We start from the raw sequence: 12105 nt of genomic DNA on the forward strand, positions 1-12105 counted from the left end.
CGTCGCTTCGCTCCGAACGCCACCTCCCCCAGCGGGGGAGGAACTAGGAAGAGACGACAATGAAGTTCACGTTGTCCTGGTTGAAAGACCACCTCGATACCGAGGCCACGACGCAGCAGGTCGTGGACGCCATGACCATGGCCGGGCTGGAGGTCGAGCATGTCGACGATCCGGCCGCCAAGCTGGCCGCCTTCTCGGTCGCCAAGATCGTCGAGGCCGTCCAGCACCCCAATGCGGACCGCCTGCGCGTCTGCCAGGTCGACACCCGCGACGGCCGCAAGGAGATCGTCTGCGGCGCGCCGAACGCCCGGGCCGGGCTCACCGTCGTCTACGCCCCGATCGGCGCCTATGTGCCCGGCCTGGATGTGACGCTGGTCGAAAAGCCGGTGCGCGGCGTGGTCTCCAACGGCATGCTCTGCTCGGCTTCCGAGCTGGAAGTGGCCGGCGAGTCCTCGGGCATCATGGAACTGCCGGACGACCTGGCGGTCGGGACGCCGGTCGCCGAGGCGCTCGGCCTGGAAGCGGTCATCGACTTCGAAGTGACGCCGAACCGCCCCGACTGGCTGGGCGTGGTCGGCATCGCGCGCGATCTGGCCGCCGCGGGCCTCGGCGTGCTGAAGGACGTCGGCGTGGCGCCGATCCCCGGCAAGTTCGCCAATCCGATCGAGATCCGCCTGGACGGCTCGGAGGGCTGCCGCCAATACGCCGGCCGGCTGATCCGCGGCGTCAAGAACGGCCCCTCGCCCGATTGGCTGCAGCGCAAGCTGACCTCCATCGGCCTGCGCCCGATCAGCGCCCTGGTCGACATCACCAACCTGATCTCCTACGACCGCGCGCGGCCGCTGCACGTCTATGACGTGGCCAAGCTGTCGGGCGGCTTCATCGAGGCCCGCGCCGGCAAGGACGGCGAGAGCGTCGAGGCGCTGGACGGCAAGACCTACGCGATCACCCCGCAGATCAGCGTCATCGGCGACGCCTCGGGCGCCATCGGCCTGGGCGGGGTGATGGGCGGAATCTCCACCGGCTGCGACGAGACCACCACCGACGTCTTCATCGAAAGCGCCTGGTTCGATCCGATCGTCACGGCCCAGACCGGCCGTGCGCTGACGCTGAACTCCGACGCCCAATACCGTTTCGCCCGCGGCGTCGATCCGGAGAGCCTGGTTCCGGGGATCGAGCTGGCGACCAAGCTGATCCTGGAGCTCTGCGGCGGCGAGCCTTCGGAAGTCTCGCTGGTTGGCGAGGCCCTGCCGCGTCCCGAGCCGATCGTCTTCGACCGGGCCTATGTGAAGCAGCTCTCGGGCCTGGACCTGACCACGGCGCGCATCGACGACATCCTGCGCGACCTGGGCTTCTCCTTCGACGGCGACAAGGTCCTGCCCCCCTCGTGGCGCCGCGACGTCGAGGGCAAGGCCGACCTCGTGGAGGAGGTGGCGCGGATCGAAGGCTACGACGCCCTGCCCGCCTCGCCGCTGCCGGAAATCGCCCAGCCGCCGGGCGGGGTGCTGACCGCCCGCCAGGCCCGCATCCGCGCGGGACGCCGCGCTATGGCCGCCAAGGGCTATGCCGAGACCATCACCTGGAGCTTCACCAAACGCGAGACCGCGGCCCTGTTCGGCGGCGGCGCGCCGGAGCTGGTGATCACCAACCCGATCGCCTCGGACCTCGACTGCATGCGTCCGTCGATCCTGCCGAACCTGATCGAAGCAGCCGGCCGCAACGCCAATCGCGGCTTCCCGGACGTGGCCCTGTTCGAGATCGGCCCGTTCTATCGCGGCGACAAGCCTGAGGACCAGGTGACGGCGATCGCCGCGGTGGTGGCGCCGCACGCCCCGCGCCGCTGGGACGGGGTCGCGATCGATTCGCTGTTCGAGCTGAAGGCCGACGTGCTGGGGCTGCTGGAGGACATCGGCGCGCCGACCGGCTCGCTGCAGGTCGCCCAGAGCGGCCTGTCTGACTGGTGGCATCCGGGCCGGGCCGCGGCTCTGCGCCTCGGCAAGAACACCCTGGTCGAGTTCGGCGAGATCCACCCGCGCATCCTGAAGGCGCTGGACGTCGACGGGCCTGTGCTGGCGTTCGAGCTGGTGCTGGACAACGCCCCGGAGCCGAAGAAGAAGGCGACCAAGACCAAGCCGGCCCTGGAGCTCTCGCCCCTGATGCCGCTGTCGCGCGACTTCGCCTTCGTGGTCGACGAGACGGTGGCGGCAGGCGACCTGACCAGGGCGGTGGCCGGCGCGGACAAGGCGCTGATCACCGGCGCGCGGGTGTTCGACGTCTATCGCGGGGCCGGCGTGCCGGAAGGCGCCAAGTCGGTGGCCGTCGAGATTCTGCTGCAGCCGCGCGAGAAGACCCTGACCGACGCCGAGATCGAGGCCCTGTCCGCCAAGGTCGTGGCCGCGGCGGAAAAAGCCACCGGCGCCAAGCTGCGGGCCTGACGCCTCAGGCGGGACGTGCAGGTGCACGCCCCGCCACTTTAGATTGCCAACACCTCGCGGACGCGCAAATGTAGCGGCGGGGGAGCCCGGCAAGGCCGGGCCGTTGGGGGCGATCGAGATGAATTGGCGCGCAACGCTTGCGCTGGCCGCGACGCTTGGGCTGTCGGGCTGCGCCACACTGGTCGAGAATGTCAGCGGAACTCAGGACAGCAGGGTTCTCAATCCAGACGGGGTTCAGGGCAATCGGGGCCAATCCTCGACGACCGGGCGCAGCAGCCCGGCGAACCCGGCGGCGGCCGACCGGCTGAGGGGCGCGACGCCCGACATGACGTGCGCCGGCGGCGCCAAGGGGTCGCGGTTCGCCTTCTTCTGCCGCCAGCAGGCCGCCGAGCGAGACGGCAGCAGCCCCGAGGACGCCCGCCAGTACCTGGCCGCCGGACTGACCCTCTCCAACGAACTGTGCGACGCCTGGTTCACGCGCCTGCAGGTGACGCAGGTCACGCTGCGCCAGACTTCGGACGTCATCAGCTCGGTCGGCTCGGTCACCGCGGCGATCATGGGCTTCACCCAGACTCCCTCTAAGACCATCGGCCTGACCGCCTCGCTGTTCGGAGCGGCCAAGCAGGCCAACGACAATCTGGCCGCAAACTACATCGTCGCGGCCGACCTGACGTCGGTCGCCTCGGCGGTGCGCGAGTACCGGGCGCTCTACGCCCAGCAGATCGACCAGAGCCAGGCGACCTGGAACTACTACACCGCCCGCAGGGTGATCATGGCCTATGACAACACCTGCTCGGCGATCTTCGTGCGCCGGTTCGTCAATGCGCGGATCGAGGGCGGCAAGGGCGACGACCGCGAGGTCACGCCCCTGCTGGAAGCCGCCATCGCGGCCTTCGTCACCGAGTCGGGCCGCTATTTCGCGAAGCCGTTGACGGTGGGCCAGCTGGTCGACCTCTACGCCTATCTTTACCTGACCGAGACCCCGCAACCGACCCGTGACAAACTCGCCGAGGGTCTTCGCGCCGACCAGCTGCTCAACGACCAGGGCGTAGTGTTCAGAACCAAGGACGGCCAGCCGGCCGCCTCGGTCGAGAGCCTGGCCCGGATGCTGATCGCAGCGAACATCGACGAGGCCATAAGGACCCGCGCCCGGGCGCGGGTGGAGGCCGTGCGCGGGGTGCTGGCGGCCGAAGCCCAGGCCAAGGCCAAGACCGCAGAGAAGGCCGATGCCACGGCGAAGGACGACGCCGCAAAGGCGGTCGAGTTGGCCGCAGCCGCCGACATCAAGGCCCAGGCCGCAGCGAACGCCGCCGCCGAAGCGGACGCCGCCCGCGCCAAGGTCACGGCGCTGAGTGTCGAGCTGCAGGCTGCGCCTGACAGCGCCGCGACGAAGCTCATCCAAGAGGCCACGGACGCCGACGCCAAGGCCGCCAGGCTACAGGACGAGGCCGACAAGGAACGCGCCAGGGCGACCGCGGCGGCCAACACCGCCGCTCAGTCGGCGATCACGCGCGACCAGGCGCAGGCCGCCGCAGACAGGGCCGCCAAGGACCTGGCCGGCGCCGCCACCGGCGCTTCGCGCGCGACCCTGGACGCCGAGCGCGCCGCCGCTCCCGTGCCGAGCGGGCCGAACGGGCGTCCGCTGGACGCCCCGCCCAAGCCCTAAGCCCTCGCCAGCTCCTCGAGAATCAGGTCCCGGCACAGCCCCGGGGCCTGGGCGAGGATATTGTGGCCGCAGCCGGAGACCACCTGCACCCGCACGTCCGGATAGGCGGCCAACAGGGCGTGGTCGGCTTCGTCCAGCATCGAGGGCGCGGCCTGCAGCTCACGCTCCTCGCCGAGCAGGACGTCGCCGCAGACCACCAGAGCGGGGGCCTTGATGCGCCCCAGCAGGTCGCCGTAGCGACGGTCCTCCACGAAGCCCCCCTCGCGCCAGCCGAGCGCGTCGAACAGCAGGTCAGGATGCGGCGCGGCCCCGCGTTCGGCCGACCGGCCCAGCCCGACCGCGATCGGCCATTGCTTGGCCGTCGAGAGGAACGGATCCAGGGCGACGCAGGCGTAGCCGCGTGCGCCAAGCGCCAGGGCGATCACGCCGCCCAGGCCGGCCCCCGCGACCAGCACCCGCCGGCCATCGGCGAAGCTGCGCAGGGCCAGGTCGTAGGCGCCGACCAGCTCGTTCCAACCGCGAGCGGCCAGGGGCGGCCCTTTGCCGTGTCCGGGCAGCGCGCCCAGCACCAGCTCGGCCTCCGGCTCCAGATGGCCGAACCAGGACGCCAGCGCCCCGGCCGATCCCATCACGTCATGGATCAGGACGACGATCGACTTGTGGCGCTCGCGAAGCTCGGGCCGGGCGGCGAAGACCAGCTCGCCGGCCGGCGTGCGGCATCGCACCCACTTGGTCTCGATCGCCGGCCGCATACGCCCCTGCCGGGACCTAGAACGGCAGGGTTCGGCGGTGACGGCTGAAGCCGAGATAGCCGACATTGGCGCCCAGGCGGATGCCGACCCCGGCGCGGATCGGCGCCAGGGTGACCTCGTCCGAGCGCAGGTAGTTCACGCCCAGACCGGCGACCAGATAGGCCGACCCTTCCACGCCCGGGAAGCGCTGGAAGATCACTTCGGGGTACTGGAGATTGTAGCAGAGGGTGAAGACTCGGCTGGCGTTGCCGCCGAAGTCCCAGCCGACCGAAGGGCCCTGCCAGAAGACTTCGATCGGAGGCCGGTTCTTCATGTACAGCAGGCCGCGGCCATACCGCGCGCCGCCGAAGAAGGCGCCCGAGGCTTCCTCGCCGGCGATGTAGGCGGTCGGACGGCCGTTGTCCTTGAACACCCGCTCGATCGCCCCGCCGGCCGCCTCGGCCGTGACGCCCATGAAGTCGGACACGGTGTTGACCAGCTCGTCGCGGCTATAGGTCTCGGCCTGGCCGGTCGGGTAGCTGGGATTGGCGCTCGCGCTGGGCGAGGGCGGCGGCGGAGACCCGGCCCCGTAAGCCGGGCCAGGTCCAGGGCCCTGTCCGGCCGGCTGTGCGCCCGCGCCCCCCGCGGCGCCCATGGCGGCCAGTCCCGAAACGATCAGCGTGCGGCGGTCCATATGTCGCAATATTCCTCGAAGCTTGAACGAGCCTCACATCCCCAGACGGCATGAATGCGGCGTTCAGGCTTAACGGCCGATTAACCATGAAGACGTCGTCGAGCGCTCGCCTACTCGCGATCTGCGCCGAATGTGGTAGAGGGCGGGCGCAATGACGACGCCTCTTTCCCGCATCCGCAATTTTTCCATCGTGGCTCACATCGACCACGGGAAGTCGACCCTGTCCGACCGGCTCATCCAGGAGACCGGCGCGCTGACCAAGCGCGAGATGACCGAGCAGGTTCTGGACAACATGGAGATCGAGCGCGAGCGCGGGATCACCATCAAGGCCCAGACCGTGCGCCTGGAGTACAAGGCCAAGGACGGGGAGACCTATGTCCTGAACCTGATGGACACCCCCGGCCACGTCGACTTCGCCTATGAGGTCAGCCGCTCGCTGGCGGCGTGCGAAGGCTCGATCCTGGTGGTCGACTCCTCGCAAGGGGTCGAAGCCCAGACCCTCGCCAACGTCTACCAGGCGATCGACAACAACCACGAGATCGTGCCGGTCCTGAACAAGATCGACCTGCCGGCCTCCGAACCCGACCGCGTACGCGAGCAGATCGAGGACGTCATCGGCATCGACGCCTCCGACGCGGTGCTCTGCTCGGCCAAGACCGGCGAGGGCATCGCCGATGTGCTTGAAGCTGTGGTCGAGCGCCTGCCGGCCCCGAAGGGCGACCGCGAGGCGCCGCTGAAGGCGCTGCTGGTCGACGCCTGGTACGACCCCTATCTCGGCGTCGTGGTGCTGGTCCGCATCATCGACGGCGTGCTGAAGGCCGGCATGAAGGTGCGGATGATGAACGCCGGCGCCACCCACCAGGTGGACAAGATCGGCGTGTTCCGGCCCAAGCAGACCGAGGTCGCCGAGCTCGGCCCCGGTGAGATCGGCTATATCACCGCCCAGATCAAGCAGGTCGCCGACGCCGCCGTCGGCGACACCATCACCGAGGAAAAGCGCCAGACCGAGCACTCCCTGCCCGGCTTCCGGGTCGCCCAGTCGGTGGTGTTCTGCGGCCTCTTCCCGGTCGATGCGGCCGACTTCGAGGACCTGCGCGCCGCCATCGGCCGCCTGCGCCTGAACGACGCCTCGTTCACCTACGAGATGGAGACCAGCGCGGCGCTCGGCTTCGGCTTCCGCTGCGGGTTCCTGGGGCTGTTGCACCTGGAGATCATCCAGGAACGCCTCTCCCGCGAGTTCGACCTCGACCTGATCGCGACCGCGCCCAGCGTGGTCTACAAGATCCACCTGACCGACGGCAGCGAGGTCGAGCTGCACAACCCGGCCGACATGCCCGATCCGGTGAAGATCGCCGACATCAGCGAGCCGTGGATCAAGGCGACCATCCTGACCCCGGACGAGTATCTCGGCTCGGTCATCAAGCTTTGCCAGGACCGCCGCGGCGAGCAGCGCGAACTGTCGTACGTCGGCTCACGCGCCCTTGTCGTCTACGACCTGCCGCTGAACGAGGTGGTGTTCGATTTCTACGACCGGCTGAAGAGCGTCTCGAAGGGCTATGCGTCCTTCGACTACGTCATCGAGGGCTACCGCGTCGGCGACCTGGTGAAGATGTCGATCCTGGTCAACGGCGAGCCGGTGGACGCGCTGTCGATGCTGGTCCACCGCGACCGCGCCGAGACCCGCGGCCGCGGCATGGTCGAGAAGATGAAGGACCTGATCAGCCCGCACCAGTTCCAGATCCCGCTGCAGGCGGCGATCGGCGGACGGATCGTGGCGCGCGAGACCATCCGGGCGCTGCGCAAGGACGTGACCGCCAAGTGCTACGGCGGCGACGCCAGCCGCAAGCGCAAGCTGCTGGACAAGCAGAAGGCCGGCAAGAAGCGCATGCGTCAGTTCGGCAAGGTCGAGATCCCGCAGGAGGCCTTCATCGCCGCCCTGAAGATGGACGCCGACTAGCCCCCGTCGATCACGATGTATCACGCCGGGCGGGACCGCCCGTCCGGCGCAAGCTGCGCCACATTGATCCAGCCCCGCGCCGCAGCCTAAATTGCGCCGCGAAGCGTCGCCATGTGACGCCGACCAATCGAGGGGAACACTCCATGCGCAAGATCGTCGTCCTGGCCGCCGTCGCCGCGGCCCTCCTGACCTCCGCCTGCAACACCGTGGCCGGCGTCGGCCGCGACGTGCAGGCCGCCGGCAGCGCCGTCACCGGCGCGGCGAACGACGCCAAGCGCTAGTCCAGGCCAGATCAGGCGTCCTCTTCGCGGGACGCCTCCTCGGCGATGCGGGCCTTGTCGCCCGGCGGCACGGCGGGCGCCTCGCGAGAGGCGTCCTCGGCCGGGGTCGTCGGTCCGGTGTGGCCGTGCACCGGCCGCTCGCGGCTGCGGGGTTCCTCGTTCATCGTCGACCTCTCACCTTGGATAAGCGCCGGGCGGGCTGCGGCGTTCCGCGACATGCCGCCGCCCGGCCTTTCCTTTGCGCCGATCAAGGCTCATATCGGGACCACAGTCACCAGGCGGCTTTCGTATGTTCGGTAGATCCATGCTCCGGGGCCTGAAAGGCCGTTGTCCGCATTGCGGCCAGGGCAAGCTGTTCCGCAGCTACCTGAAGGTCAACGAGACCTGCCCCAGCTGCGGCCACAACCTGTCGAAATATCCTGCCGACGATGGCCCGGCCTATTTCACCATCCTGATTGTCGGCCACCTGATCGTCGCGCCGCTGCTGATCTTTCCGGTGATCTGGGAGGCCTCGCCCTGGATCGTGCTCCCGGCGACGCTGATCCCGCTGACCTTGGTCTCGCTGGCCCTGCTGCCGCTCAACAAGGGCTGGTTCATCGGCCTGCTCTACGCGCTCGGCATCAAGCGCGGCGACAGCGCGATCCACACCGCCGACCTCGCCGACCGCTGACTCCTTGGCGGAACCGTGCGCGTCGCAAGCCGTTGGCTTGCTCTGAACGGCGTCAAGCGGGACAAGGAGAAAACGCCCATGGGCCTCGGAACCATCCTGCTGATCATCCTGGTCATCCTGTTGATCGGGGCGCTGCCGACCTGGGGCTATTCGCGCAGCTGGGGCTACTTCCCGACAGGGGGCCTCGGGCTCGTGCTGGTCATCGTGCTGATCCTCGTACTGATGGGACGCATCTAGCCTTCGCCCCGCTCGCCCCCTAGCATCCTCCCAAAATAGGGGGAGGAGCGGGCATGAGCGCCGCAGAGACCGGGGCCGACGCCCCGCCGCCGGAGCTTGCGTTCGCGACTGGCCTGGCGCCGTCCCAAAGGCTGCGGGCCATACTGGGCGGGTCGGCCGGCAACCTGGTCGAGTGGTACGACTGGTTCGCCTATTCGTCCTTCACCCTCTATTTCGCGCCGCACTTCTTCCCCAAGGCGGACCAGACCGCCCAACTGCTGCAGGCCGCGGCGGTGTTCGCCATCGGCTTCTTCGCCCGCCCTCTCGGCGCCTGGCTGATGGGGCTTTACGCCGACCGCGCCGGGCGAAAGGCGGCCCTGACGCTGGCCGTCGGCATGATGTGCGCCGGCGCGCTGATCATCGCGGCGGCGCCCAGCTACGCTACGGCCGGCGCGCTCGCCCCGGCTATCCTGCTGGTCGCGCGCCTGCTCCAGGGCCTGTCGGTCGGTGGCGAGTACGGCGCCAGCGCCACCTACATGTCCGAAATGGCCGGGCGCGCGCGCCGCGGCTTCTGGGCCAGCTTCCAGTACGTGACCATCATCATGGGCCAGCTGGCGGCGCTGGCCGTGCTGATCCTGCTGCAGAACGTCATGGACAAGGCCGACCTGGAGGCCTGGGGCTGGCGCATCCCGTTCGTGATCGGCGCCCTGCTGGCCGTGGTCGTATTCTGGATCCGCAGCCGGCTGGACGAGAGCCCGTCCTTCGTCGCGGCCCAGGCGAGCGGCGCGCCGCGCTCGGACACGATGCTGCTGTTCCTGAAGTTCCCGCGCGAGAGCGCGATCATCTTCTGCCTGACCGCGGCCGGCTCGCTCGCCTTCTACTTCTACACGACCTACATGCAGAAATTCCTGGTCAACACCGCCGGCTTCTCGAAGAACGAGGCGACCGGGATCACCGCCGCGGCGCTGTTCGTGTTCATGATCTGCCAGCCTCTGTTCGGCTGGCTCTCGGACCGTTTCAGCCGCCAGCGGACCATCGCGCTCGCCTTCGGTCTGGGTGCGGTCCTGACCTATCCGGCGATGAGCGCGATCGCGACGGCCGACAACGCCACGCTCGCCTTCCTGCTGATCACCGTCCTGCTGGTCGCGCTGTCCGGCTACACCGCGGTCAGCGGCCTGGTGAAGGCAGAGCTCTTCCCCGCCCATGTCCGCGCCCTGGGCGTGGCCCTGCCCTATGCGGTCGCCAACGCTCTGTTCGGCGGCACCGCCGAATATGTCGGGCTTTGGTTCAAGCAGCAGGGTATGGAAAGCGGCTCGTACGTCTATGTCGCGGGACTCATGGCGATCGCCTTCGCCGTGGCCCTGCGCCTGCGCAACACCAACCGCGAAAGCCTGATCGCCGAGGACTAGGCCGTGAACATCCTGAGCGCTCTATCGCCGGCCGACATGGCCGCGCTCGCCGTCTTCCTGGTGCTGTGGCTGGCCTATGAGCCGATGCTGAAGGCGATCTCGCGCGGGCGCGGGGTCATCAACACCGACATGACCGTGATCCGCGCCGCCTGGATGCGAACCATGGCCGGGCGCGAGAACAAGTTCATGGACGGCCAGCTGCTGGGCCACACCCTGAACTCGGCCTCGTTCTTCGCCTCGTCCAACCTGATCCTGATCGCCGGGGCGGCCGGCGTGCTGTTCGGCGGCGAGGGCGCGTTCAAGAGCGCCTCCAGCCTGGAAGTCCTGAAGACCTCATCGCGCCTGCTGTTCGAGGTGCAGATCGCCCTGGTGCTGCTGACCCTGGCGCGCGGTCTGCTCGACTTCATCTGGGCGATCCGCCAGATGAACTACTGCCTGGCGGTGATCGGGGCGACGCCCCAGAGCGAGGACGCCGCGTTCCAGCAGGCTTATGGAGATATCGCCGCGCGGCTGCTGAACCCGGCCCTGTCGGCCTTCAACCGCGGGGTGCGCGGCTACTATTTCGGCCTGGCCGCCGCGGCCTGGCTGTTCGGGCCCCTGGCCTTCGCCCTTGTCACCCTGGCCGCCGTGCTGCTGCTGGTCATGCGCCAGCGCCGCTCGCCCGCCGCCCGCGCCATCGGCGACCTGCGCCGTCTGATCGAGACCGGCCGGGACTAGGCTAAGCTAGAACCCCAGTTCGGCCCGCGCCTTGCGGGTCAGCTTGGCGGCGATCAGGTCGTGGGACACGGCCAGCCAGCTGCGCGCGTCGTCCGCCTCGGCGTCCTCCAGGTCGACGATCACCCAGCTGCCCTTGGCCAGATACGGCGCCTGGCGACCCGGACCGCCCTCGTCGGTCAGCACCATGAAGCCGATCTCGGTGACCTTGAACGACAGACCGCCGGACAGGCCGCAGATGGCGAACACCTTTCCGCCGACCTTGTAGACGTCCGAGCCGCCCCACTGGACGACCTTCTCCGTCGCCGGCAGCGCCAGGGCTATGGTCTCGACCTCCTCGCGCGTCACGCGCTGACGCCGACGCCGATCGGGCAGGTGACGCCGGTGCCGCCGATGCCGCAGTAGCCGTTCGGGTTCTTGGCCAGGTACTGCTGGTGATAGTCCTCGGCGAAGTAGAACTCCGGCGCCTCGGCGATCTCGGTGGTCACCGCGCCGTAGCCCTTGTCGGACAGCGCCTGCTGGTAGGATTGCAGCGAAGCGGCCGCGGCCGAGGCCTGGGCGTCGTTGTGGACGTAGATGCCCGAGCGGTACTGGGTGCCGATGTCGTTGCCCTGGCGCATGCCCTGGGTGGGGTCATGGTTCTCCCAGAACACCTTCAGCAGGTCCTCGTAGGTGACCACGCGCGGGTCGAAGACCACCCGCACGGCCTCGGCATGGCCGGTTCCGCCGCTGCACACCTCCTCGTAGGTGGGATTGGGAGTGATCCCGTTCTGATAGCCGACCGCCGTCACCCAGACGCCGGGGACCTGCCAGAACTTGCGCTCCACGCCCCAGAAGCAGCCCATGGCGAAGTCGGCCACCTCCAGCCCGTCGGGATAGGGGCCCTTCAGCGGCCGGCCGTTGATGAAGTGGGTCTCGGCCGTCGGCAGCGGAATGGAGCGCCCAGGCAGGGCGGTGTCGACAGTGGGGAGGTCTAGGGACTTCTTGGCGAAGAGCATGGCGCGCCCGATCAATGAGGTTCGTCGCAAACATAGGGTCGGATGCCCCCGATTGCACGCCGCGCCTCAAGGCCGCTTGCCCGCGAAGGCGTCATGAGTATATTGCGCGCCTTCCGCGAGGGGCCACGCGCCCTTCAAGGCCTGTGGTGAGGTGGCGGAGTGGTCGATCGCGCACGCTTGGAAAGCGTGTATAGGTGAAAGCCTATCGAGGGTTCGAATCCCTCTCTCACCGCCAAAATCTGGCAAACCCTCGCAAAATCAACAACTTGGAATACATCCAAGTGTCGTTGACAGCGACGATGCTCCACACCATGCTCCACATTAGGCTTAGCCA

At 68.8% G+C, this 12105-nt stretch carries 13 protein-coding genes and 1 tRNA gene; 9 read left to right on the forward strand and 5 right to left on the reverse strand.

Features of this window, described 5'->3' with window-relative positions; translation table 11 throughout:
* Window positions 1–59: 59 nt before the first annotated feature.
* Both pheT and ACE3T2_RS08620 read left to right on the forward strand, forming a co-directional pair.
* A complete protein-coding gene (gene pheT / locus ACE3T2_RS08615) occupies window positions 60–2435 on the forward strand; it encodes a phenylalanine--tRNA ligase subunit beta (RefSeq protein WP_374656709.1) in 2376 nt (791 codons plus the stop codon).
* 118 nt (window positions 2436–2553) lie between these two features.
* Window positions 2554–4101 carry a hypothetical protein gene (locus tag ACE3T2_RS08620; RefSeq protein WP_374656710.1) on the forward strand — a complete coding sequence of 516 codons (1548 nt, stop codon included), beginning with the start codon at window positions 2554–2556 and terminating at the stop codon, window positions 4099–4101.
* Here ACE3T2_RS08620 and ACE3T2_RS08625 read toward each other — a convergent pair.
* Window positions 4098–4853, reverse strand: coding sequence for an alpha/beta fold hydrolase (locus tag ACE3T2_RS08625; protein WP_374656711.1), 756 nt, complete (start codon window positions 4851–4853; stop codon window positions 4098–4100). The genes ACE3T2_RS08620 and ACE3T2_RS08625 overlap by 4 nt on opposite strands.
* Window positions 4854–4869: 16 nt before the next feature.
* Entirely contained in the window at window positions 4870–5526 is a 657-nt protein-coding gene (locus ACE3T2_RS08630) for a DUF1134 domain-containing protein (RefSeq protein WP_374656712.1), read from the reverse strand.
* A 151-nt stretch (window positions 5527–5677) separates the two neighbouring features.
* Here ACE3T2_RS08630 and lepA point away from each other — a divergent pair, with 151 nt between their 5' ends.
* Together lepA and ACE3T2_RS08640 are read left to right on the forward strand one after the other, a co-directional pair.
* A complete protein-coding gene (lepA, locus tag ACE3T2_RS08635; RefSeq protein ID WP_374656713.1) occupies window positions 5678–7483 on the forward strand; it encodes a translation elongation factor 4 in 1806 nt (601 codons plus the stop codon).
* Window positions 7484–7626: 143 nt separating this feature from the next.
* Entirely contained in the window at window positions 7627–7764 is a 138-nt protein-coding gene (locus ACE3T2_RS08640; RefSeq protein ID WP_374656714.1) for an entericidin A/B family lipoprotein, read from the forward strand.
* A gap of 11 nt (window positions 7765–7775) precedes the next feature.
* On the opposite strand, the gene ACE3T2_RS08645 is transcribed toward ACE3T2_RS08640, so the two are convergent.
* The gene (locus tag ACE3T2_RS08645) at window positions 7776–7928 is read right to left on the reverse strand and encodes a hypothetical protein (protein ID WP_374656715.1); all 153 of its coding nucleotides are present in this window, start codon (window positions 7926–7928) and stop codon (window positions 7776–7778) included.
* Window positions 7929–8053: 125 nt separating this feature from the next.
* Here ACE3T2_RS08645 and ACE3T2_RS08650 point away from each other — a divergent pair, with 125 nt between their 5' ends.
* From ACE3T2_RS08650 to ACE3T2_RS08665, 4 genes are all read left to right on the forward strand, one after another.
* Complete coding sequence (locus ACE3T2_RS08650) at window positions 8054–8434, forward strand: DUF983 domain-containing protein (protein WP_374656716.1); 381 nt, start codon at window positions 8054–8056, stop codon at window positions 8432–8434.
* Between the two features lie 78 nt (window positions 8435–8512).
* The gene (locus tag ACE3T2_RS08655; protein ID WP_374656717.1) at window positions 8513–8671 is read left to right on the forward strand and encodes a DUF3309 family protein; all 159 of its coding nucleotides are present in this window, start codon (window positions 8513–8515) and stop codon (window positions 8669–8671) included.
* A 53-nt stretch (window positions 8672–8724) separates the two neighbouring features.
* Window positions 8725–10059 carry an MFS transporter gene (locus ACE3T2_RS08660; RefSeq protein ID WP_374656718.1) on the forward strand — a complete coding sequence of 445 codons (1335 nt, stop codon included), beginning with the start codon at window positions 8725–8727 and terminating at the stop codon, window positions 10057–10059.
* A gap of 36 nt (window positions 10060–10095) precedes the next feature.
* Window positions 10096–10776, forward strand: a complete 681-nt coding sequence (locus ACE3T2_RS08665) for a DUF599 domain-containing protein (protein ID WP_374656757.1) — start codon at window positions 10096–10098, stop codon at window positions 10774–10776.
* A gap of 6 nt (window positions 10777–10782) precedes the next feature.
* Here ACE3T2_RS08665 and ACE3T2_RS08670 read toward each other — a convergent pair whose 3' ends face one another.
* Window positions 10783–11121 carry an MmcQ/YjbR family DNA-binding protein gene (locus tag ACE3T2_RS08670; protein WP_374656719.1) on the reverse strand — a complete coding sequence of 113 codons (339 nt, stop codon included), beginning with the start codon at window positions 11119–11121 and terminating at the stop codon, window positions 10783–10785.
* Window positions 11118–11771, reverse strand: a complete 654-nt coding sequence (msrA, locus tag ACE3T2_RS08675) for a peptide-methionine (S)-S-oxide reductase MsrA (protein WP_374656720.1) — start codon at window positions 11769–11771, stop codon at window positions 11118–11120. The genes ACE3T2_RS08670 and msrA overlap by 4 nt, the downstream gene beginning before the upstream one ends.
* A gap of 145 nt (window positions 11772–11916) precedes the next feature.
* Between msrA and ACE3T2_RS08680 the strand changes: the two genes are divergently transcribed.
* Window positions 11917–12006: transfer RNA gene (locus ACE3T2_RS08680), tRNA-Ser, on the forward strand.
* Window positions 12007–12105: the final 99 nt, after the last annotated feature.

The organism is Phenylobacterium sp., assembly GCF_041919955.1.
Classification (GTDB): Bacteria; Pseudomonadota; Alphaproteobacteria; order Caulobacterales; family Caulobacteraceae; genus Phenylobacterium.

What these genes read in the sequence shown, in the direction of transcription:
- pheT (WP_374656709.1), top strand. Translation starts at nt 60, where the DNA reads ATGAAGTTCACGTTGTCCTGGTTGAAAGACCACCTCGATACCGAGGCC.
- ACE3T2_RS08620 (WP_374656710.1), top strand. Translation starts at nt 2,554, where the DNA reads ATGAATTGGCGCGCAACGCTTGCGCTGGCCGCGACGCTTGGGCTGTCG.
- ACE3T2_RS08645 (WP_374656715.1), bottom strand. Translation starts at nt 7,928, where the DNA reads ATGAACGAGGAACCCCGCAGCCGCGAGCGGCCGGTGCACGGCCACACC.
- lepA (WP_374656713.1), top strand. Translation starts at nt 5,678, where the DNA reads ATGACGACGCCTCTTTCCCGCATCCGCAATTTTTCCATCGTGGCTCAC.
- ACE3T2_RS08660 (WP_374656718.1), top strand. Translation starts at nt 8,725, where the DNA reads ATGAGCGCCGCAGAGACCGGGGCCGACGCCCCGCCGCCGGAGCTTGCG.
- ACE3T2_RS08630 (WP_374656712.1), bottom strand. Translation starts at nt 5,526, where the DNA reads ATGGACCGCCGCACGCTGATCGTTTCGGGACTGGCCGCCATGGGCGCC.
- ACE3T2_RS08625 (WP_374656711.1), bottom strand. Translation starts at nt 4,853, where the DNA reads ATGCGGCCGGCGATCGAGACCAAGTGGGTGCGATGCCGCACGCCGGCC.
- ACE3T2_RS08640 (WP_374656714.1), top strand. Translation starts at nt 7,627, where the DNA reads ATGCGCAAGATCGTCGTCCTGGCCGCCGTCGCCGCGGCCCTCCTGACC.
- ACE3T2_RS08650 (WP_374656716.1), top strand. Translation starts at nt 8,054, where the DNA reads ATGTTCGGTAGATCCATGCTCCGGGGCCTGAAAGGCCGTTGTCCGCAT.
- ACE3T2_RS08655 (WP_374656717.1), top strand. Translation starts at nt 8,513, where the DNA reads ATGGGCCTCGGAACCATCCTGCTGATCATCCTGGTCATCCTGTTGATC.
- msrA (WP_374656720.1), bottom strand. Translation starts at nt 11,771, where the DNA reads ATGCTCTTCGCCAAGAAGTCCCTAGACCTCCCCACTGTCGACACCGCC.
- ACE3T2_RS08665 (WP_374656757.1), top strand. Translation starts at nt 10,096, where the DNA reads ATGGCCGCGCTCGCCGTCTTCCTGGTGCTGTGGCTGGCCTATGAGCCG.